Origin of the sequence: Streptomyces sp. PR69 (assembly GCF_026420845.1) — a bacterium.
Lineage (GTDB): Bacteria > Actinomycetota > Actinomycetes > Streptomycetales > Streptomycetaceae > Streptomyces.
Map to the genome: position 1 here is coordinate 89583 of NZ_JAOWCB010000010.1, position 21207 is coordinate 110789.

A 21207-nucleotide genomic window follows, 5' to 3' on the forward strand; every position below is an offset into this window, starting at 1 on the left:
TTCATATGCGCGGAACTCCTCTGTACGGAACTCAGAGCGGCCGTAGCGCCGGCTCTTTCTGAACGGCCCCCAGCAGCCGATCCAGTGCCAGCTCCACATCTTCCTTCCAGGAGAGAGTGGTCCGCAGTTCCAGTCTCAGCCGGGGGTAGGCCGGATGGGGCCGTACGGTCTTGAAGCCGACCGCCAGCAGATGCTCCGCGGGCAGCACACATGCCGGTTCCTTCCAGCGAGCATCGGCAAAGGCCTCTATCGCCCGGAAGCCACGGCGCAGCAGATCCTTGGCGACGGTCTGCACGATCACCCGGCCAAGCCCCTGACCCTGATACCCCGGCATGACCCATGCGGTCATCAACTGCACCGCATCCTGGGAGACGGGACTGGTGGGGAACGCCATGGAGCGCGGGACATACGCGGGAGGGGCATAGAGCACATAGCCCACCGGAACCTCGTCGACATACACGACGCGGCCGCAGGAGCCCCACTCCAGCAGGACGGCCGAGATCCATGCCTCTTTCTCAAGGTCGGGAGTCCCGGCCTTTACCGCGGCCTCTCCGCTGACCGGATCAAGCTCCCAGAAGACACACGCGCGGCACCGCTTGGGAAGGTCCGCAAGGTTGTCCAGTGTGAGCGGTACGAGTCGACGCCCCATCGAGGCTGCTCCTCACTTCCCTCGCCTGCCGCGTCGCGAGCGGCTGCCAGCGCATGCCTCTCTCTGAGGAGGCTGCTGATGAACCCTCCGACTGCACCCAGTCCCAAGCCCGCTGTCACCCACTGGCTGCGGCTCACCGATCGCATTGGCCCTTGCCCTCTCTCTGAGGCGGATCAAGGTGGATGCGCCGTACCAGAACGCATCGTATCCACCCAGCCCCGACACGGATACCGGACAGAGCAAAGGGCGGGCGGCGTTCGGCATCTGCCGGACGCCGCCCGCCCTTGAGGCGGTCGGACGCACTCAGTGCTCGTCGCCCTCGGCCGGCTCCTCACTCAGCCCCTGCTGCAGCACCCGCCCCTCGCCGGGGGCGAGGGTGGTGAGGATCCGCTCAAGATCGTCCATCGAAGCGAACTCGACGACGATCTTTCCCTTCTTCTGGCCCAAGTCGACTTTCACTCTGGTCTCAAACCGGTCAGAGAGCCGGGAGGCCAGATCGGTGAGCGCCGGCGAAACCCGGGTTCCCGCACGTGGGCTCTTCGGCTTGGCCGGGCTCTTGGGGCTTGAGTTGATCAGCGTCACGATCTCCTCGACCGCGCGCACCGAGAGCCCTTCGGCCACGATCCTGTGAGCCAGCCGGTCCTGCTCCTCCGAGTCCTCCACTGAGAGAAGCGCCCGCGCATGTCCGGCGGACAGCACTCCGGCAGCGACCCTGCGCTGCACGGGCGGTGAAAGACGCAGCAGCCTCAGCGTATTGGAGACCTGTGGACGCGAGCGGCCGATCCTGTCCGCAAGCTGGTCATGCGTGCAGTTGAAGTCCTTCAGCAGCTGGTCATAGGCGGCGGCCTCTTCCAGCGGGTTCAGCTGAGCCCGGTGCAGATTCTCCAGCAGGGCGTCGAGAAGGAGCTTTTCGTCCTCCGTCGCGCGGATGATCGCCGGAATCTGCTCCAGACCGGCTTCGCGGCAGGCCCGCCAGCGGCGCTCACCCATGATGAGTTCATACCGCTCCGGTCCCAACCGCCGTACGACGATGGGCTGGAGGAGCCCCACTTCCTTGATGGAGGTGACCAGCTCCGCAAGAGCGTCCTCATCGAAGACCTCACGCGGCTGACGAGGGTTGGGAGTGATGGAGTCGAGGGGCAGCTCGGCGAAGTGCGCCCCGGCTGGCTCCACCGGAATCTCTGCGGGCTCCGGTGTGGATACGGCATCCGGCACCCCGGGTGCGGCGGGCAGCGTCGCCACCTTGGCTGCCGCCACCCCGCGCTCCGTGCTCAGCATCGGAATGGCTCCGGGGGAGACGGACGCGCCGGACGTCGGCGTCTGCTTCTCCTGAGGAGCAGCGGGGATCAGCGCACCGAGCCCACGCCCCAGTCCTCTACGTCGCTCGCTCACTGGATCCCTTCCGACACACTGTGCTGGCTGTTCCGGCCGACCGCATGGGCATGCTGCGGGTCGTAGTGCACCCCGACCCCTCGCAGGGCGATCTCACGGGCAGCCTCAAGATACGACAGCGACCCGCTGGACCCGGGGTCATAGGTCAGCACGGTCTGGCCATAGCTGGGAGCTTCGGAGATCCGTACCGACCGCGGGATGCTGGTCCGCAGCACCTCGTCTCCGAAGTGGCCGCGCACCTCCTCCGCCACCTGAGAAGCCAGGCGCGTTCTGCCGTCATACATCGTGAGCAGAATCGTCGACACATGCAGAGCCGGATTGAGGTGGCCGCGCACCAGGTCCACATTCCGCAGCAACTGCCCCAGCCCCTCAAGTGCGTAGTACTCGCACTGAATCGGGATCAGCACCTCGGCCCCGGCCACCAGCGCATTGACCGTGAGCAGCCCGAGGGACGGGGGACAGTCGATGAGGATGTAATCCAGCGGCTGCTCATACGCCTGGATGGCCCGCTGGAGCCTGCTCTCCCGCGCCACCAGGGACACCAGCTCGATCTCCGCACCGGCGAGATCGATGGTGGCAGGGGCACAGAAGAGGCCTTCGACGTCCGGGACCGGCTGGACCACATCGGAGAGCGGCTTGCTCTCCACCAGGACGTCATAGATCGAGGGAACCTCAGCGTGATGATCGATCCCCAGCGCCGTGGAGGCATTGCCCTGCGGGTCCAGGTCGATCACCAGGACACGCGCACCATGCAGAGCCAATGACGCAGCGAGATTGACCGTGGTCGTGGTCTTGCCCACGCCGCCCTTCTGGTTGGCAACGACCATGATGCGCGTCTGCTGAGGTCGCGGCAGCCCCTCACCGGCGCGCCCCAGCGCCTCCACGGCCAGCTGGGCAGCACGGCCGATGGGGGTGTCATCCAGTGGAGGAGGCGGTGTTTCACGTGAAACATCCTCCCCGGCGGACTCGGTACGGGGACCGGGGACCGGATCGGTCATCGGTCCCGCGATGTTGGCGTCGGACCGCAAGGATTCACTCTCCTCGGCTTCAGGCTCGCGATGAACAGAGCCTGCCATGCTTTCGGGGTCGTGAACCAGCGAGGCCGGTGGTTCTGTGGATGAATCCACCTCTGTGGACAACTCTGTAGCCCTCAAGAGGGGCCTACGGTCACGCATCGGCGCGGCGGCGCGACCGCGGCTGATGATTCCCTGCAGCAGCGAGCGACGTTTCACGTGAAACACGATGCACATGCCGCACGGTCACGCCTGGTCGACACTCCGAAATGGATACGTATGGCAGCTTGTATGGAGCATTGTTAATACTCAGTACAACTCGGACAGGCGATACAGCCCGGACAAGCGATCGGGCTTCGGGAACCATGGCCCGCCGCAGGGTGGGCATCAGCGCCGCCGGCGTGAGCGGCTCGGCCGGTTGGCCTTGGCCCGCTTGGTGGCGAAGCGGATGCCGCCGGGGCTCTCTCCCACCTCTACCCGTACGACGGTGGAGAGCGGATCCACAATCCCCTCACCTACCTGGATCACCGAGGTGTCGACCACACCGAGCTTGCTCAGGGCGGCACGGGCCCCCCGAAGCTCTTCCTCGGCGGTGTCGCCCTTGAGTGCCAGCATCTCGCCGTAGGGGCGCAGGAGCGGAACGCCCCAGCCGGCCAGCCGGTCCAGCGGCGCCACCGCCCGGGCGGTGACCACATGGACCTGCGGCAGCTTGCCCAGCATCTCCTCGGCCCGGCCCCGGACCACCGTGACATGATCCAGGCCCAGCAGTTCCACGACTTCCTGGAGGAACGTCGTGCGCCGCAGCAGCGGCTCCAGCAGGGTGATCTTGAGGTCCGGTCGTACCAGCGCCAGCGGAATCCCCGGCAGCCCGGCGCCCGAGCCGACGTCACAGACCGTGACGCCTTCCGGCACCACTTCTGAGAGCACGGCGCAGTTCAGCAGATGCCGCTCCCACAGCCGCGGCACCTCGCGCGGGCCGATGAGTCCGCGCTTGACCCCTGCGTCCGCGAGCAGCTCCGCATAGCGCACAGCCTCCGGGAAGAACTCACCGAAAACCGTCCTCGCAGCTTCAGGCGCCTGGGGAAGCTCTGCTGCCTCCGTCACGGGGGACCGTCCTTCCGTACTGCATGCCGCATCGTGGACCGTGGCGGCTGACTATCAGGCTGACAAAGACCGACCCCGCCTGCGAACAGACGGGGCCGGGACAACGGTGGAGGTCAGGCAGGGAGCACAACGACGAAGCGCTGCGGCTCCTCGCCCTCGGACTCGCTGCGCAGACCCGCGGCCGCGACCGCGTCGTGCACGACCTTGCGCTCGAAGGGCGTCATCGGGTCGAGCTGGACCGGCTTGCCGGTGCTCTTCACCTCTTCAGCGGCCTTCGCGCCCAGCTTGGCCAGCTCCTCGCGCTTCTTGGCGCGGAAGCCAGCGATATCAAGCATCAGCCGGCTGCGGTCCCCGGTCTCCCGGTGCACGGCCAGTCGCGTCAGCTCCTGCAGAGCCTCCAGGACCTCGCCGTCACGCCCGACCAGCTTCTGCAGGTCCCGGCTGCCCCCGTCGCTGATGATCGAGACCGAGGCGCGGTCCGCCTCGACGTCCATGTCGATATCGCCGTCGAGATCGGCGATATCGAGCAGGCCCTCGAGGTAGTCAGCCGCGATCTCCCCCTCCTGCTCAAGGCGGGTCAGGGTGTCGCCACCCTCGGCGGCGGCGGAGATGGTGCCTTCCGTCACGGATGGACTCCTTCTGGTTACTTCTTGGACGAGGGGTGCTTGGGCCGCTGCGGGCCCTTCCGCTGCCCGGCCTTGGGCTGCCCCGACTTGGCCTGGTCGGACTTCGACTCACCCGACTTCTGCTGACCGGCCCTGGCGCGCTCGGCCCCGGAGCTCGGAGTGCTCTTCGGCGTGCTCGACTGGGCGCTTGTGGACTGGCGCCGGGACTTGCTCTGGCGCTTCGGCTGCTGCCGCTTGTGTGCGCTGCCGCCGCCCTCGGCCTCAAGCAGCGCCGTCTCGCTCTTGGCCACGGTTCCGTCCGCCTGGGCGGCGAAGCCTGCCTTGGCCAGCCCGGTGATAAAGCGGCGCTCGTTGTCATTGCGGTCCGGGCCCTTGGCGACGATCGCCTGGATGACACCGCGCTTGCGCCTTGAGCGGACCTGGCCGTGGGAGGTGATGCTCTTCAGCAGACGCTGGAGGTAGTGGTCCTGGGCCTTGCTGCCCGGAGTCGGGTTCTGGTTGATCACGTACATCTGCTGGCCCATGGTCCACACGTTGGTGGTCAGCCAGTAGATAAGAACACCGACGGGGAAGTTGATGCCCAGCACGGCGAAGATCACCGGGAAGATGTACATCAGCATCTTCTGCTGCTGCATAAACGGCGTCTTGACCGTGAGGTCGACGTTCTTCTGCATCAGCTGGCGCTGCGTGTAGAACTGCGACGCCGACATCAGGATGATCATCACTGCGGTGACGATGCGGACGTCGGTCAGGGAGGCGTTGAGCGCCTCGACCTTCTCGGGGCTGTCGGTGAACTTGGCCGCGATCGGCGCCCCGAAGATATGGGCCTGCCGGGCGCTGTCCACGAGGCTCTGGTTGAGAACGCCGATCTCGTCACCCGAGGCGATCTTGCTCAGCACATGGTAGAGCGCGAAGAAGAACGGCGACTGCGCCAGGATGGGAAGGCACGAGGAGAGCGGGTTGGTGCCCGTCTCCTTGTACAGCTTCATCATCTCTTCGGACTGGCGCTGCTTGTCGTTCTTGTAGCGCTCCTGGATCGCCTTCATCTTCGGCTGGAGCGCCTGCATGTTCCGGGTCGCCTTGATCTGCTTCACAAAGAGCGGGATCAGACAGATCCGGATGACGACCACCAGCGACACGATGGACAGCCCCCAGGCCCAGCCCGTGTCGGGGCCGAAGATCGCCCCATACAGTGAGTGGAACTGGACGATGATCCAGGAGACGGGCGTGGTGATAAAGCTGAAGAGACTGGCAATCGTGTCCACTAATCAGGCTCCTTGAGCATGGGGCGAGGTCTCTGCGGCCGGGCTGGTCTCAGGGTTCCGCCCGCCCTTGCTGCCATTGCCGCGCAAGGCGTCACGCAGCATTTCGTGCCATCGCGGACGCTTGCGCTCCGGTACATAGTCCACTCCGCCCGGCGACCACGGGTTGCACCGCAGAATCCGCCAGGCGGTCAGGGCCGTGCCCTTGACCGCACCGTGCCGGTCGATGGCCGTGTATCCGTAGTGCGAACACGACGGGTAGTACCGGCAGACAGGCCCCAGCAGCGGGCTGATCGTCCACTGGTACAGCTTGATCAGAGCCAGCAGCGGGTACTTCATCGCGCGCCCCCTCCCAGCAGCCGCGTCAACGCGGCGTCCAGGTCTCGGGCCAGCTGTGCTGAGTCGGCGTCGCCCGCACCGGGCAGCGCCCGTACCACAACCAGGCTACCGGGGGGAAGCTCGGCCAGCCGGTCGCGTACCAGGTGCCGCAGTCTGCGCTTGACCCTGTTCCGCACCACCGCCCCGCCGACGGCCTTGCTCACGACGAAACCCGCACGCGTCGGGGGAGCGCTCTCCCCAGGCGCGTGCGGGTCCGTGGCACCGCTGCGTAGATGGACGACGAGAAGCGGGCGTCCGGCCCGGCGTCCCCGGCGTACCGCGGTCGCGAAGTCTTCGCGCCGCCTCAGCCGATTCTCGGAAGGCAGCACGTCATGACCTGTACGCGAATCAGGCGGACAGGCGGGTGCGACCCTTGCTGCGGCGGGACGCGAGGATCGCACGGCCGGCGCGGGTACGCATACGCAGCCGGAAGCCGTGGGTCTTCGCGCGACGACGGTTGTTCGGCTGGAAGGTGCGCTTGCTCACTCGGGGGCTCCAGAAATGAATCGTTGGTGGCGGACTATCGCCTGGCTGTCACCGTGCGCCCACGAGTAGCTCGCGATTACGCCCGAGTGCACCGCTTTCACAACCACAGAAAGTGATCTCCGTGATGAGATCTCCGTGATCCTTGCCCATCGGAGGCAGGCGGCAGCAGCCATCGACAACTCGACCTGGTTACGGTACGCGCGGCTACGCCATCCGGTCAAACCAGCCCCATGCCCCGGCCCACTGTGCACAGCCTGTGGACAACAACTTGAACCGCGTGGGTCGCCCTGACTACCGTGGCTGAACTCCGATTCCTTTCCTGCCTGTCTTCCCATCCCGTCCCGAGAACCACACATTCGTGGGACCTGCGAGAGAGCGTGCCTTGTGGCTGACGTACCTGCCGATCTTGCCGCAGTGTGGCCACGGGTGCTGGAGCAGCTCCTCGCCGAGGGCCAGCAGGGCATCGAGCCCAAGGACAAGCAGTGGATCGAGCGCTGCCAGCCACTCGCACTGGTGGCCGACACGGCGCTGCTGGCCGTCCCCAACGAGTGGGGCAAGCGGGTCCTGGAAGGCAGGCTCGCCCCGCTGATCAGCGAGACGCTCAGCCGTGAGTGCGGCCGCCCGATCCGGATCGCGATCACGGTCGACGACACCGTGGGCGGCGGGAGCACGGCCGCGCAGCCGCCCGCGGCACAGCAGCAGCGCGAGACGCCCCGCTATCCGGGCGCGCAGCATGACGACCCCCGCCAGGACGAGCTGCATCACGATGAGCTGCGCCATGACGAACCCCGGCGGGCGGAGCGCGGCGCCCCGTACGAGAGCTACGGCCAGCAGCCGGGCGACGACGGACTGCCCACGGCCCGCCCCGCCTACCCCGAATATCACCAGCAGCGCCCGGAGCCCGGCGCCTGGCCGCGCACCCAGGAAGAGCTGTCGTGGCAGCAGCCGCGCCTCGGAGGCTTCCAGGAGCGCGACCACTCCGCCGGCCAGTGGCATGAGCCCTACGGCGGATCCCGTTCGCACCAGTCCCCGCACGACTACCGGAGCCCGCAGCCGCCGGATGGCCGGCCGTATGAGCCGCAGCGCGGCGACCGCCGCGACCTGCCCGAGCGGCCGGGTCCGCACCGGGGCCCCGGAGGCGTGCCCTCCGGGGCTCCCGGGCCGCTGGGCGCCCAGCCCGCACCGGCCCCGGGACCCGGCGAGCCACACGCCCGGCTGAATCCGAAGTACCTCTTCGACACCTTTGTGATCGGCGCGTCCAACCGGTTCGCGCACGCCGCGGCCGTCGCGGTCGCCGAGGCCCCGGCGAAGGCGTACAACCCCCTTTTCATCTATGGGGAGTCGGGGCTGGGCAAAACGCATCTGCTGCACGCCATCGGCCACTATGCGCGCAGCCTCTACCCGGGCACCCGGGTGCGGTATGTGAGCTCCGAGGAGTTCACCAACGAGTTCATCAACTCCATCCGCGACGGCAAGGGCGACGCCTTCCGCAAGCGCTACCGCGATGTGGACATCCTGCTCGTCGACGACATCCAGTTCCTGGCCAGCAAGGAGTCGACGCAGGAGGAGTTCTTCCACACCTTCAACACGCTCCACAACGCCAACAAGCAGATCGTGCTCTCCTCCGACCGGCCGCCCAAGCAGCTGATGACGCTGGAGGACCGGCTGAGGAACCGTTTCGAGTGGGGTCTGACCACCGACGTCCAGCCGCCTGAGCTGGAGACGCGCATCGCGATCCTGCGGAAGAAGGCGGTGCAGGAACAGCTCAACGCCCCGCCGGAGGTACTGGAGTTCATCGCCTCCCGGATCTCGCGCAACATCCGCGAGCTGGAGGGCGCGCTGATCCGGGTGACGGCGTTCGCCTCGCTCAACCGGCAGCCGGTGGACCTGGGGCTCACCGAGATCGTGCTGAAGGATCTGATCCCCGGCGGCGAGGACGCCGCCCCCGAGATCACCGCGGGCGCGATCATGGCGGCGACGGCAGACTACTTCGGCCTCACGGTGGAGGACCTGTGCGGCTCATCGCGCAGCCGGGTGCTGGTCACTGCCCGGCAGATCGCCATGTATCTCTGCCGTGAGCTCACGGATCTCTCCCTGCCCAAGATCGGCGCGCAGTTCGGCGGCCGCGACCACACGACCGTGATGCACGCGGACCGGAAGATCCGTGCGCTGATGGCGGAGCGGCGCTCGATCTACAACCAGGTCACCGAGCTGACCAACCGCATCAAGAACGGCTGACGCCGGGCTCCGCACGGCTGCTGCCCGTCTGCCGCACAGCAGCCGTGCGGCTACTGCCCGTCTGCCGCACAGCCGCCGCACGGCTGCTGGCCGCCTGCCGCACGATCGGCGCGCGCCGCTCCCGCGCTTCCAGGGCGCTCCGGGACGACTCCCCGGAGCGCCCTGTGCCGTCCCCGGAAGCCCGTTTCGGTACGCGTGTCCGGCGCGCGCACCCCGGCGCGTATACCCCAGGTGGTACGCGTGCCCCGCCCGGCTCCCCGTGTCCTCTGTTCGAATACCTGCCGGTCATGGCCTGTTCTCCACAGATTCGGGGAGAATCTTCCGTCCACAGCCTGGGGACCTGTGAGTTGTCCAGACGGCATCCACAGCCGGACCTCCCGAGAGATGATCCTTCCAGGTCAGACGGCTGTGGAATTGTGGCTGACCGTACTCCACAGCCTGTGGACACACACTCCGTCCACAGGCTGTGATCAGCGTTGTCCACCGGCGGCCCACAGGCTGAGCCGGGTTGCCCACAGCTTCTCCACACCCCTGTCCACTGTTCGGCAAGGAAACGCCCGGTCTCACTGGTGCGGGTGAAAGCCGTCACACCAAGCCGCTGGGTTGGGCTGTGGGGAACCTGGGTAAAGCTGGGGACAGCACTGGGGAGAACTCCCCATGGGCTGTGCATCGCCTGTGCAGAACTTTCGCGCGTCCACAGAGGGCACCGGTTTTCCACCGGCCCCACCCACAGGCCCCGTGGATAAAAAATCCGGTCTGACCTGGGCATACGACGTTATCCACGGTTTCCACAGGCCCTACTACCACTGCCACATAGAGTTAGCGGCGAATCCGTTTCGAAGCGGGGCCTGTGCACAACTCGAGGCCGCGGCGCACGACGCCGTTCGGCTCGACTTGACCCCGACCGGCACCGGCTGTCGGTGGTGTGCGTCAGACTGGGACCCGGCAACAGGCCAGTGCGACGACGATCTGGACCTGACGACCTGACGAAGACCAGTAGGGCGAGAGCCAGCAACAGCAGCAGGAGGCGGTTCCGGTGAAGATCCGGGTGGAGCGCGATGTACTCGCGGAGGCGGTGGCCTGGGTGGCCCGCAGCCTCCCGGCCCGTCCGCCGGCGCCCGTTCTCGCGGGCCTTCTTCTGAAGGCGGAGGACGGCGCCCTCAGCTTCTCAAGCTTCGACTACGAGGTCTCGGCCCGGGTGTCGGTGGAGGCCGAGGTGGAGGACGACGGCACGGTCCTCGTCTCCGGCCGGCTCCTCGCAGACATCTGCCGTGCGCTTCCCAACCGCCCTGTGGAGATCTCCACGGACGGCGTGCGCGTCACCGTCGTCTGCGGCTCCTCGCGGTTCACACTCCACACCCTTCCTGTGGAGGAGTACCCGGCGCTGCCGCAGATGCCCACCGCGACCGGCACCGTCCCCGGCGAGGTCTTCGCCTCCGCCGTCTCCCAGGTGGCCATCGCCGCCGGCCGTGACGACACCCTGCCCGTGCTGACCGGCGTCCGCATCGAGATCGAGGGCGACACGGTCACGCTGGCCTCCACCGACCGCTACCGCTTCGCGGTCCGCGAGTTCCTCTGGAAGCCGGAGAACCCGGACACCTCCGCCGTCGCACTGGTCCCCGCGAAGACCCTGCTGGACACCGCCAAGGCACTGACCAACGGCGACACCGTGACGCTGGCGCTGGCCGGCTCCGGCGCCGGTGAGGGGCTGATCGGTTTCGAGGGCGCCGGCCGGCGCACCACCACCCGGCTGCTCGAAGGCGATCTGCCGAAGTACCGCACCCTCTTCCCGACGGAGTTCAACTCGGTCGCGGTGATCGAGACCGCGCCGTTCGTGGAGGCCGTCAAGCGTGTGGCGCTGGTCGCCGAGCGGAACACCCCGGTGCGGCTGAGCTTCGAGCAGGGCGTCCTGATCCTGGAGGCCGGCTCCAGCGACGACGCACAGGCTGTGGAGCGCGTCGACGCACAGCTGGAGGGCGACGACATCTCGATCGCCTTCAACCCGACCTTCCTGCTCGACGGACTGAGCGCCATCGACTCCCCGGTCGCCCAGCTCTCGTTCACCACCTCCACCAAGCCCGCGCTGCTCAGCGGCAAGCCGGCCGTGGACGCGGAGGCGGACGAGGCGTACAAGTACCTAATCATGCCGGTGCGCCTGAGCGGCTGACGGTGCGGCGGACGAGCGGCTGACCGGCAGGTGTGCACCCGCGGCCGGGCGTAGGCTCGGACGCGGGTACGAAACTGCACACAACGCAAAAGGAATCTCTGATGGAGCTCGGTCTCGTCGGCCTCGGCAAAATGGGCGGCAATATGCGCGAGCGCATCCGCCGCGCAGGCCACACCGTCATCGGATACGACCGCAACCCGGACCTCGCGGATGTCCACAGCCTCAAGGAGCTTGTGGAGTCTCTCCAGGGCCCGCGGGTCGTGTGGGTGATGGTCCCGGCCGGCGCCCCGACGCAGTCCACGATTGACGAGCTCGCCGAGCTGCTTGAGCCCGGCGATGTGGTGGTGGACGGCGGAAACTCCCGCTGGACGGACGACGAGAAGCATGCCGAGGAGCTCGCCGCCAAGGGCATCGGCTTTGTCGACTGCGGTGTCTCCGGCGGCGTCTGGGGCCTGGAGAACGGCTATGCGCTGATGTACGGCGGCACCGCGGAGAACGTCGCCCGGGTGCAGCCGGTCTTCGACGCGCTCAAGCCCGAGGGCGACTTCGGCTCGGTCCACGCGGGCAAGGTCGGCGCCGGCCACTTCGCGAAGATGGTCCACAACGGCATCGAGTACGCGATGATGCAGGCGTACGCCGAGGGCTGGGAGCTGCTGGAGAAGGCCGACTCCGTCACCGATGTGCGCGAGGTCTTCCGCTCCTGGCAGCAGGGCACGGTCATCCGCTCCTGGCTGCTCGACCTGGCGGTCAACGCCCTCGACGACGACGAGCACCTGGACAAGCTGCGCGGTTATGCACAGGACTCCGGCGAGGGCCGGTGGACTGTGGAAGCCGCCATCGATCACGCGGTGCCGCTGCCCGCGATCACGGCGTCTCTGTTCGCGCGGTTCTCGTCCCGGCAGGACGACTCTCCGCAGATGAAGATGATCGCGGCGCTGCGGAACCAGTTCGGCGGCCACGCGGTCGAGAACGCGCAGAACGAGCAGAGCGCGTAGAAGAGCGTAGAAAGCGCGTAGAAAAGGCAGAAACGCGCAGAACACGAAGTGGCAAACAGGCACGCGGTGCCGGACGACTCTGAGCCGGGGGAGGTCGGCGTACATCCATGCACGTGACGCATCTGTCGCTGGCCGACTTCCGCTCCTACGCCCGGGTCGAGGTCCCGCTCGACCCGGGCGTCACCGCGTTCGTGGGCGAAAACGGACAGGGCAAGACGAATCTGGTCGAGGCGGTCGGCTATCTCGCGACCCTCTCAAGCCACCGGGTCGCCTCGGACGCTCCGCTGGTGCGGATGGGAGCCGAGCGGGCGGTCATCCGGGCGGCGGTGACCCAGGGCGACCGCTCCCAGCTGATCGAGCTGGAACTCAACCCGGGAAAGGCGAACCGGGCCAGAATCAATAGGTCGTCGCAGGTCAGACCGCGTGATGTCCTCGGGATCGTACGGACGGTGCTGTTCGCGCCGGAGGACCTCGCGCTGGTCAAGGGCGATCCCGGAGAGCGGCGGCGGTTCCTGGACGAGCTGATCACCGCGCGCTCGCCGCGGATGGCGGGGGTGCGGTCCGATTACGACCGGGTGCTCAAGCAGCGCAACACTCTCCTGAAGTCCGCGGCCATGGCCCGGCGGCACGGCGGCCGGGCAGGGGCGCCTCCCGGGACGAAGTCCGCGGGCGCGGACCTGTCCACCCTGGACGTATGGGACCAGCATCTGGCTCGGACGGGCGCGGAGCTGCTCGCGCAGCGGATGGACCTGATCGCGGTCCTGCAGCCGCTGGCGGACAAGGCCTATGAGCAGCTCGCGCCGGGCGGCGGCCCGGTGGCCCTGGAGTACCGCTGCTCCGCGCCGGGCGGTGCGCAGGACCGGCAGGGGCTGTACGGGCAGCTCCTCGAAGCCCTGGCGGAGGTCCGCAAGCAGGAGATCGAGCGCGGTGTGACGCTGGTCGGCCCGCATCGGGACGATCTGCTGCTCAAGCTGGGGCAGCTGCCGGCGAAGGGATACGCGAGCCACGGGGAGTGCTGGTCGTACGCCCTGGCGCTGCGGCTCGCGTCGTACGACCTGCTGCGCGCGGAGGGCAATGAGCCGGTGCTGGTGCTCGACGACGTCTTCGCGGAGCTGGACGCGCGGCGGCGGGAGCGGCTGGCCGAGTCGGTCGCGCAGGGCGAGCAGGTGCTGGTGACGGCGGCGGTCGGCGACGATGTGCCGGGGGTGCTGGCGGGGGCGCGGTACGCGGTCGAGAACGGTTCGGTGGTACGGGTATGAGCGGGGCCGGTCCGGCGGGCGATGCACCTGGGGCGTCGGGGCTGCCGGGTGCCCCGGGCACCCCTGGTGTGCCGGGTGTGCCGGGGACGCCCGGTGCTGCCGGAGCATCAGGGGTCCCTGGGCCGTCGGGGGTCCCCGAGCCGTCGGGCGTCGATCTGGCGCGGGTCGCCCTGCGGGCGGCGAAGGAGCAGGCGAAGGCGCGGGGCGCGGCCGCCCAGCAGAAGAAGCAGGCGCGGCGCGGCGGCGGGCTGCGCTCCGGGGCGCGGGCGGACGGGCGCGATCCGCTGCCGCTGGGCGCGGCGATCAACCGGCTTATCACCGAGCGGGGCTGGGAGACGCCGGCCGCCGTGGGCGGCGTGATGGGCCGCTGGCCGCAGATCGTGGGCGAGGACCTGGCGAAGCACTGTGTGCCGCTGAGGTACGACGACGATCCGGCGGAGCGCGTGCTGACGGTGCAGTGCGACTCGACGGTGTGGGCGACGCAGCTGCGGCTGCTCGCACCGAGGCTGGTCGCCCGGCTGAACGAGGACCTGGGGCAGGGGACGGTCCGGTTGATCAAGGTCCTGGGCCCGGGCGGCCCCCGGTGGTCGCCCGGCCCTCTGCGCGCGCCGGGCAGCCGCGGCCCGGGCGACACATACGGCTGACGGTTTGAAGCGGACGTACGGCTGCCGGCCTCTCGGCTCCGTACCGACTGCTCCCTGCCGATCCTTCCCTGCCCGCGGTTACTTACCGGCGGTTACCGCGCGCTCCGTGCCCCTGGAACACCCCACCGATACCCCCGGGCGGTATCGCTGGCTCCGGGGGTCCCGGAACGTAGCCGGGCCCTGACAGGGCGAGGCGCTCAACGCCCGTGTGAGCCTCTCGGAGCCCCACCCCCGATATGGGGATTCGGACGCTTGGTGTTCAGGGCGGCACATGCGGACTCAGCTACCGGCAAACCCCCATTCATGTCGGCGCTACCGGTAGACTGGTCCACAATCCCGCGGTGCCGCGGGACACGTCGAGACAACGGCGTACCTACGTCGAACCAACACTGAACGACGCAGCCGCTCCCGCTTGCCCGGAGAACGGCCTGTGCTGTGCCAGAAAGGGCGCTTCGTGGCCGATTCCGGCAACCTCAACGAGAACATTCCGACCACCGCTGCCAGCGTGAACGCCGAGGCCCCCGAGGTCACCGCCACCACGTACGACGCCAGCGCGATCACCGTCCTCGAGGGTCTGGACGCGGTCCGCAAGCGCCCCGGCATGTACATCGGCTCGACCGGTGAGCGCGGCCTGCACCACCTTGTGCAGGAGGTCGTCGACAACTCCGTCGACGAGGCGATGGCCGGCCACGCCGACACCATCGAGGTGACGATCCTTCCGGACGGCGGCGTCCGCGTGGTCGACAACGGCCGGGGCATCCCGGTGGACATCGTCCCGTCGGAGAACAAGCCGGCCGTCGAGGTCGTGCTCACCGTGCTGCACGCGGGCGGCAAGTTCGGCGGCGGCGGCTACTCGGTCTCCGGCGGTCTGCACGGCGTCGGCGTCTCCGTCGTCAACGCGCTCTCCTCCAAGGTCGCGGTCGAGGTCAAGCGGGACGGCTACCGCTGGACGCAGGACTACAAGCTCGGCGTGCCCACCGCCCCGCTGCTGCGCAACGAGGAGACCGAGGAGACCGGCACCACCGTCACCTTCTGGGCCGACGGCGACATCTTCGAGACGACCGACTACTCCTTCGAGACGCTCTCGCGCCGCTTCCAGGAGATGGCCTTCCTCAACAAGGGCCTGACTCTGACGCTGACCGACGAGCGCGAGTCGGCGAAGGCCACGGCCGGCGCGGACACCGCCGAGGAGGCGGAGGCCGAGCAGGCGCGCACGGTGAAGTACTACTACGAGGGCGGCATCGTCGACTTCGTGAAGTACCTCAACTCCCGCAAGGGGGAGCTGGTCCACCCCACCGTGATCGACGTCGAGGCCGAGGACAAGGAGCGGATGCTCTCGGTCGAGATCGCGATGCAGTGGAACTCGCAGTACACGGAGGGCGTGTACTCGTTCGCCAACACGATCCACACCCATGAGGGCGGCACGCACGAGGAGGGTTTCAGGGCGGCGCTGACCGGTCTGGTCAACCGGTACGCCCGCGACAGGAAGCTGCTGCGGGAGAAGGACGACAACCTCTCCGGCGAGGACATCCGCGAGGGCCTGACCGCGATCATCTCGATCAAGCTGGGCGAGCCGCAGTTCGAGGGCCAGACGAAGACCAAGCTGGGCAACACGGAGGCGAAGACCTTCGTCCAGAAGGTGGTGCACGAGCACCTCACCGACTGGTTCGACCGCAACCCCAACGAGGCCGCGGACATCGTCCGCAAGGCGATCCAAGCGCAGACCGCGCGGGTCGCGGCCCGCAAGGCGCGCGATCTGACCCGCCGCAAGGGCCTGCTGGAGAGCGCCTCTCTGCCGGGCAAGCTCTCCGACTGCCAGTCGAACGACCCGACCAAGTGCGAGATCTTCATCGTCGAGGGTGACTCCGCCGGCGGCTCGGCGAAGTCCGGACGCAACCCGATGTACCAGGCGATCCTGCCGATCCGCGGCAAGATCCTGAACGTCGAGAAGGCGCGGATCGACAAGATTCTGCAGAACACCGAGGTCCAGGCGCTGATCTCGGCCTTCGGCACCGGAGTCCACGAGGACTTCGACATCGACAAGCTCCGCTATCACAAGATCATCCTGATGGCGGACGCCGACGTCGACGGCCAGCACATCAACACCCTGCTGCTGACCTTCCTGTTCCGCTTTATGCGGCCGCTGGTCGAGGCGGGTCATGTCTTTCTGTCCCGCCCGCCGCTCTACAAGATCAAGTGGGGCCGGGACGAGGTCGAGTACGCCTACTCGGACCGTGAGCGCGACGCCCTGATCGAGCTGGGCAAGCAGAACGGCAAGCGGATCAAGGACGACTCGGTCCAGCGCTTCAAGGGTCTGGGCGAGATGAACGCCGAGGAGCTGCGCGTCACCACCATGGACGTCGAGCACCGGGTGCTCGGCCAGGTGACGCTGGACGACGCGGCCCAGGCCGACGATCTGTTCTCGGTGCTGATGGGCGAGGACGTCGAGGCACGCCGCTCGTTCATCCAGCGCAACGCCAAGGACGTCCGCTTCCTCGACATCTGAGTCGGTCTGTCGCTGACCGCACGAAAGGACTGAAGACCAGCAATGGCCGACGAGAACATCCCTGAGACTTCTGTGACCCCTAAGACTCCTGGGGCCCCCGGGACTCCTGTCACGACCGACGCCGCCGGGGCCGACGAAGGCCCGGAGATGCGGATCGAGCCCGTCGGGCTTGAGACCGAGATGCAGCGCTCGTATCTCGACTACGCGATGTCCGTCATCGTCTCGCGTGCGCTGCCTGACGTACGGGACGGCCTCAAGCCCGTCCACCGTCGTGTGCTGTACGCGATGTACGACGGCGGGTACCGCCCCGAGAAGGGCTTCTACAAGTGCGCCCGCGTCGTCGGCGACGTCATGGGCAACTACCACCCGCACGGCGACACCTCGATCTATGACGCGCTGGTGCGCCTCGCCCAGCCGTGGTCGATGCGTATGCCGCTGGTGGACTCCAACGGAAACTTCGGCTCCCCGGGCAATGACCCGGCCGCCGCCATGCGCTACACCGAGTGCAAGATGGCGCCGCTGTCCATGGAGATGCTCCGGGACATCGACGAGGAGACCGTCGACTTCCAGGACAACTACGACGGCCGCAGCCAGGAGCCCACGGTCCTGCCGTCCCGCTTCCCGAACCTGCTGGTCAACGGCAGCGCCGGCATCGCGGTCGGCATGGCGACCAATATCCCGCCGCACAATCTGCGCGAGGTCGCGGCCGGGTGCCAGTGGGCGCTGGAGCACCCGGAGGCCTCGCACGACGAGCTGCTCGACGCCCTCATCGAGCGCATCAAGGGCCCGGACTTCCCGACCGGCGCGCTGGTCGTGGGCCGCAAGGGCATCGAGGAGGCGTACCGCACCGGCCGCGGCTCCATCACCATGCGCGCCGTCGTCGAGGTCGAGGAGATCCAGAACCGCCAGTGCCTGGTGGTCACGGAGCTGCCGTACCAGGTCAACCCGGACAACCTCGCACAGAAGATCGCCGACCTGGTGAAGGACGGCAAGATCGGCGGCATCGCCGACGTACGCGACGAGACCTCCTCGCGCACCGGCCAGCGCCTTGTCATCGTGCTCAAGCGGGACGCGGTCGCCAAGGTCGTCCTCAACAACCTCTACAAGCACACCGACCTGCAGACCAACTTCGGCGCCAATATGCTGGCGCTGGTCGACGGAGTGCCGCGGACGCTGTCGCTGGACGCGTTTATCCGCCACTGGGTGACCCACCAGATCGAGGTCGTCGTCCGCCGCACCCGCTTCCGGCTGCGCAAGGCGGAGGAGCGGGCGCACATCCTGCGCGGCCTGCTCAAGGCGCTGGACGCCATCGACGAGGTCATCGCGCTGATCCGGCGCAGCGAGACCGTCGAGATCGCACGCGAGGGCCTGATGGGCCTGCTGACGATCGACGAGATCCAGGCGAACGCGATCCTGGAGATGCAGCTGCGCAGGCTGGCCGCCCTGGAGCGGCAGAAGATCGTCGCGGAGCACGATGAGCTCCAGGCGAAGATCAGCGAGTACAACGCGATCCTCGCCTCCCCCGAGAAGCAGCGGCAGATCGTCAGCGAGGAGCTGGCCGTCCTCGTCGAGAAGTACGGCGACGACCGGCGCTCCAAGCTGGTGCCCTTCGAGGGCGACATGTCCATCGAGGACCTGATCGCCGAAGAGGACATCGTCGTCACGATCACGCGCGGCGGCTATGTGAAGCGTACGAAGACGGACGACTACCGCTCGCAGAAGCGCGGCGGCAAGGGCGTACGGGGCGCCAAGCTCAAGGAAGACGACATCGTCGACCACTTCTTCGTCTCCACCACCCACCACTGGCTGCTGTTCTTCACCAACAAGGGCCGGGTCTACCGCGCCAAGGCCTATGAGCTGCCGGACGCCGGCCGGGACTCGCGCGGCCAGCATGTGGCCAATCTGCTGGCCTTCCAGCCGGACGAGCAGATCGCCGAGATCCTGGCGATCCGCGACTATGAGGCCGCGCCGTATCTGGTGCTCGCCACCAAGGCCGGCCTGGTGAAGAAGACGCCCCTGAAGGACTACGACTCTCCCCGTTCGGGTGGCGTCATCGCGATCAACCTCCGGGAGATGGAGGATGGCCGTGATGACGAGCTGATCGGCGCCGAGCTGGTGTCCGCCGAAGACGATCTGCTGCTCATCAGCAAGAAGGCTCAGTCGATCCGCTTCACGGCGACGGACGAGGCGCTGCGGCCGATGGGACGGGCGACGTCCGGTGTGAAGGGGATGAGTTTCCGGGAAGGAGACGAACTCCTCTCGATGAATGTCGTCCGGCCCGGTACGTTCGTCTTCACCGCTACCGATGGCGGGTACGCGAAGCGGACCGCCGTCGACGAGTATCGCGTCCAGGGCCGCGGCGGCCTCGGCATCAAGGCCGCCAAGATCGTGGAGGACCGCGGTTCGCTCGTGGGCGCGCTGGTGGTCGAGGAGGCGGATGAGATCCTCGCCATCACGCTCGGCGGCGGTGTGATTCGCACGCGAGTCAACGAAGTCAGGGAGACGGGCCGTGACACCATGGGCGTCCAACTGATCAACCTGGGCAAGCGGGACGCCGTCGTCGGCATCGCGCGCAATGCCGAGGCCGGCCGTGAGGCCGAAGAGGTCGACGAGGCCGCCGGGGTCGAAGAGCCCGCGGAGGCCACGGAGGCCGCTGATACGGCGGTGACTGACGCAGTCGCAGCCGAGGGCGCACAGCCCTCGGCAGGGGAGCACGAGGAGTAGAGCGTGAGTGGAGCCACGGGCGCCGGTGCGGCCGCTTCCGGAGCGAACGGTGCCCGTGGCCCAGCCGCGGACTCCCAGGGGGTTGCCGTGACGGACACCCGGGGGGCCCAGCCCCCGTATGACGCGTACGGCGCGGAGCGCGAGGCCCAGCCCCGGTCCGAGGCCCAGCCCCGGTCCGCCGCTCAAGGGCCGTCCGCATCGCAGCAGAACCAGCCCTACCACCCGCCCCAGGCTTATGCCTCCCCCGCCGCCGGCAGTACGGCCACGGCGGTGCGCGTGCCCCGCACGGGGGCGCGCACCACCCCGCGCACCCGCAAGGCACGGCTGCGGGTGGCCAAGGCCGACCCCTGGTCGGTGATGAAGGTCAGCTTCCTGCTCTCCATCGCGCTGGGCATCTGCACGGTCGTCGCGGCCGCGGTGCTGTGGATGGTCATGGACGCGATGGGCGTCTTCTCCACGGTGGGCGGCACGATCAGCGAGGCCACCGGCTCCAACGAGAGCAACGGCTTCGACCTCCAGGCCTTCCTCTCGCTGCCGCGCGTCCTGATCTTCACCTCGGTCATCGCGGTGATCGACGTGGTGCTCGCCACCGCGCTGGCGACGCTCGGGGCCTTCATCTACAACCTGTCCGCGGGTTTCGTGGGCGGTGTGGAGCTCACCCTCGCCGAGGACGAGTAGGCGATTTTGGGACTGGCCACGACGTGCGCTAATCTTCAGGGGTCAGCGCACAGCGCGGCGGGGCTATAGCTCAGTTGGTTAGAGCGCATCCCTGATAAGGATGAGGCCACAGGTTCAAATCCTGTTAGCCCCACAGTGACCTGTAGCAGGTCAGAGGCCTGGTGGATCGAGCGATCTGCCAGGCTTTCTACATTTCTTGATCTTGAGAGTCCGGTATTCGCACGTAACTTGGACCGTCAGCCCGCACACCGGGCGGGACCGGAGAACCCCCGGGAGAACTCCGGAAGAAGGCCTCCGGCAGCACGGTCCCTGAGCGACGCCTCCTGGTCGCTCTCAAGCGCCCGTCCGGCCGTGATCACCAGAGCGCGGTCGGGCCCGCGCGGGAGCCACGGGTCGGCCGGGGCCGCGGTGCCTGCACGCCGCCGGGTGCCGTTACCGCGGGGCGCGGCCAACTGCCGGCCCGGATGCGCCGCCGGGAGTGCGTGCGCTCGCAGGCCGCCCAGCAGCAACGGCAGGGACTGGCCGTCGCGCGCCTGCCCGGGCGTCATGAGGGCGGCCAGCGGTCGGCCCTGACCGTCCACGGTGTGGTGGATCTTCGTGGTCAGACCGCCGCGGGAACAGCCGATCGGCGTGCCCGGCGGGCGCTCGGTGGGCGTCCAGGCCCTGCCCTCGGGCTGCGGCCCGGCACTTCTCGGGGCGGCGGGTGTTGGCGGCGTGCTGGTGGGCCCGGGTGATGGTGGAGTCCACCGCCACCTGCCAGTCGATCGGCCCATCGTCGTTCGCGCGGGCGAGCAGGACGCCGAGCACGCGGTCCCAGGTCCCGTCGGCGGCCCAGCGGCGGTGGCGGGCCCACACGGTCTTCCAGGATCCGAACCTGGCTGGGAGGTCCTGGCAAGGAATACCGGTGCGGTACCGGCAGACGATCGCCTCCACAATGCGGCGGTGATCGGCCCACGGCCTGCCACGGCGACCGGCACTGGAGGGCAGCAGAGGTCGGATGCGGTCCCACTGCCGGGCGGTCAGCCGGGCGTGACGAGGCATCAGGATCAGACCGCAGAGGTGCTGCGCACCCGGGCCAGCAGCCCG

At 68.2% G+C, this 21207-nt stretch carries 18 protein-coding genes and 1 tRNA gene; 9 read left to right on the top strand and 10 right to left on the bottom strand.

Annotation, left to right across the window (positions count from 1 at the left end):
- Window positions 1-31: 31 nt before the first annotated feature.
- The 9 genes from OF819_RS12620 to rpmH all read right to left on the bottom strand — a co-directional run bounded on the left by OF819_RS12620 (window position 32) and on the right by rpmH (window position 6910).
- Window positions 32-649: a GNAT family N-acetyltransferase gene (locus tag OF819_RS12620; protein ID WP_267243563.1), complete on the bottom strand. Its 618-nt coding sequence runs from the start codon at window positions 647-649 to the stop codon at window positions 32-34.
- Window positions 650-952: 303 nt separating this feature from the next.
- Complete coding sequence (locus OF819_RS12625; RefSeq protein ID WP_267243564.1) at window positions 953-2041, bottom strand: ParB/RepB/Spo0J family partition protein; 1089 nt, start codon at window positions 2039-2041, stop codon at window positions 953-955.
- Window positions 2038-3117 (bottom strand): ParA family protein, encoded by a 1080-nt coding sequence (locus tag OF819_RS12630; RefSeq protein ID WP_267243565.1) that lies wholly within the window; start codon window positions 3115-3117, stop codon window positions 2038-2040. Before OF819_RS12630 ends, OF819_RS12625 begins: the two co-directional genes overlap by 4 nt.
- A gap of 324 nt (window positions 3118-3441) precedes the next feature.
- The gene (rsmG, locus tag OF819_RS12635; protein ID WP_267243566.1) at window positions 3442-4158 is read right to left on the bottom strand and encodes a 16S rRNA (guanine(527)-N(7))-methyltransferase RsmG; all 717 of its coding nucleotides are present in this window, start codon (window positions 4156-4158) and stop codon (window positions 3442-3444) included.
- 113 nt (window positions 4159-4271) lie between these two features.
- Window positions 4272-4784, bottom strand: a complete 513-nt coding sequence (locus OF819_RS12640; RefSeq protein ID WP_267243567.1) for a protein jag — start codon at window positions 4782-4784, stop codon at window positions 4272-4274.
- A 17-nt stretch (window positions 4785-4801) separates the two neighbouring features.
- The gene (yidC, locus tag OF819_RS12645) at window positions 4802-6049 is read right to left on the bottom strand and encodes a membrane protein insertase YidC (RefSeq protein ID WP_267243568.1); all 1248 of its coding nucleotides are present in this window, start codon (window positions 6047-6049) and stop codon (window positions 4802-4804) included.
- A gap of 3 nt (window positions 6050-6052) precedes the next feature.
- On the bottom strand, window positions 6053-6385 hold the full coding sequence (gene yidD, locus OF819_RS12650; protein ID WP_267243569.1) for a membrane protein insertion efficiency factor YidD: 333 nt from the start codon (window positions 6383-6385) through the stop codon (window positions 6053-6055).
- Complete coding sequence (gene rnpA / locus OF819_RS12655) at window positions 6382-6753, bottom strand: ribonuclease P protein component (protein ID WP_267243570.1); 372 nt, start codon at window positions 6751-6753, stop codon at window positions 6382-6384. The genes yidD and rnpA overlap by 4 nt, the downstream gene beginning before the upstream one ends.
- 19 nt (window positions 6754-6772) lie before the next feature.
- A complete protein-coding gene (rpmH, locus tag OF819_RS12660; RefSeq protein ID WP_006141295.1) occupies window positions 6773-6910 on the bottom strand; it encodes a 50S ribosomal protein L34 in 138 nt (45 codons plus the stop codon).
- A gap of 384 nt (window positions 6911-7294) precedes the next feature.
- Between rpmH and dnaA the strand changes: the two genes are divergently transcribed.
- From dnaA to OF819_RS12705, 9 genes are all read left to right on the top strand, one after another.
- Window positions 7295-9148 carry a chromosomal replication initiator protein DnaA gene (gene dnaA, locus OF819_RS12665; RefSeq protein ID WP_267243571.1) on the top strand — a complete coding sequence of 618 codons (1854 nt, stop codon included), beginning with the start codon at window positions 7295-7297 and terminating at the stop codon, window positions 9146-9148.
- A 1036-nt stretch (window positions 9149-10184) separates the two neighbouring features.
- Window positions 10185-11315 carry a DNA polymerase III subunit beta gene (gene dnaN / locus OF819_RS12670; RefSeq protein WP_267243572.1) on the top strand — a complete coding sequence of 377 codons (1131 nt, stop codon included), beginning with the start codon at window positions 10185-10187 and terminating at the stop codon, window positions 11313-11315.
- 101 nt (window positions 11316-11416) lie between these two features.
- Window positions 11417-12310, top strand: a complete 894-nt coding sequence (gene gnd / locus OF819_RS12675; RefSeq protein ID WP_267243573.1) for a phosphogluconate dehydrogenase (NAD(+)-dependent, decarboxylating) — start codon at window positions 11417-11419, stop codon at window positions 12308-12310.
- Window positions 12311-12417: 107 nt separating this feature from the next.
- Window positions 12418-13569, top strand: coding sequence for a DNA replication/repair protein RecF (gene recF, locus OF819_RS12680; RefSeq protein ID WP_267243574.1), 1152 nt, complete (start codon window positions 12418-12420; stop codon window positions 13567-13569).
- Complete coding sequence (locus OF819_RS12685) at window positions 13566-14213, top strand: DUF721 domain-containing protein (protein WP_267243575.1); 648 nt, start codon at window positions 13566-13568, stop codon at window positions 14211-14213. Before recF ends, OF819_RS12685 begins: the two co-directional genes overlap by 4 nt.
- Window positions 14214-14643: 430 nt before the next feature.
- Window positions 14644-16719, top strand: coding sequence for a DNA topoisomerase (ATP-hydrolyzing) subunit B (gyrB, locus tag OF819_RS12690; RefSeq protein WP_323748920.1), 2076 nt, complete (start codon window positions 14644-14646; stop codon window positions 16717-16719).
- Between the two features lie 42 nt (window positions 16720-16761).
- Window positions 16762-19443 carry a DNA gyrase subunit A gene (gene gyrA / locus OF819_RS12695; protein WP_267243576.1) on the top strand — a complete coding sequence of 894 codons (2682 nt, stop codon included), beginning with the start codon at window positions 16762-16764 and terminating at the stop codon, window positions 19441-19443.
- Between the two features lie 3 nt (window positions 19444-19446).
- Window positions 19447-20121 carry a DUF3566 domain-containing protein gene (locus OF819_RS12700; protein WP_267243577.1) on the top strand — a complete coding sequence of 225 codons (675 nt, stop codon included), beginning with the start codon at window positions 19447-19449 and terminating at the stop codon, window positions 20119-20121.
- Window positions 20122-20180: 59 nt separating this feature from the next.
- A tRNA-Ile gene (locus OF819_RS12705) sits at window positions 20181-20254 on the top strand.
- Between the two features lie 299 nt (window positions 20255-20553).
- Here the strand turns inward: OF819_RS12705 and OF819_RS12710 are convergent.
- Window positions 20554-21162 carry an IS5 family transposase gene (locus OF819_RS12710; protein ID WP_416370521.1) on the bottom strand — a complete coding sequence of 203 codons (609 nt, stop codon included), beginning with the start codon at window positions 21160-21162 and terminating at the stop codon, window positions 20554-20556.
- Between the last annotated feature and the right edge of the window lie 45 nt (window positions 21163-21207).

Coding starts and splice junctions, on each gene's coding strand:
- OF819_RS12620 (WP_267243563.1), bottom strand. CDS start 649: ATGGGGCGTCGACTCGTACCGCTCACACTGGACAACCTTGCGGACCTT.
- OF819_RS12630 (WP_267243565.1), bottom strand. CDS start 3,117: ATGGCAGGCTCTGTTCATCGCGAGCCTGAAGCCGAGGAGAGTGAATCC.
- yidD (WP_267243569.1), bottom strand. CDS start 6,385: ATGAAGTACCCGCTGCTGGCTCTGATCAAGCTGTACCAGTGGACGATC.
- gnd (WP_267243573.1), top strand. CDS start 11,417: ATGGAGCTCGGTCTCGTCGGCCTCGGCAAAATGGGCGGCAATATGCGC.
- recF (WP_267243574.1), top strand. CDS start 12,418: ATGCACGTGACGCATCTGTCGCTGGCCGACTTCCGCTCCTACGCCCGG.
- OF819_RS12685 (WP_267243575.1), top strand. CDS start 13,566: ATGAGCGGGGCCGGTCCGGCGGGCGATGCACCTGGGGCGTCGGGGCTG.
- gyrA (WP_267243576.1), top strand. CDS start 16,762: ATGGCCGACGAGAACATCCCTGAGACTTCTGTGACCCCTAAGACTCCT.
- OF819_RS12710 (WP_416370521.1), bottom strand. CDS start 21,162: ATGCCTCGTCACGCCCGGCTGACCGCCCGGCAGTGGGACCGCATCCGA.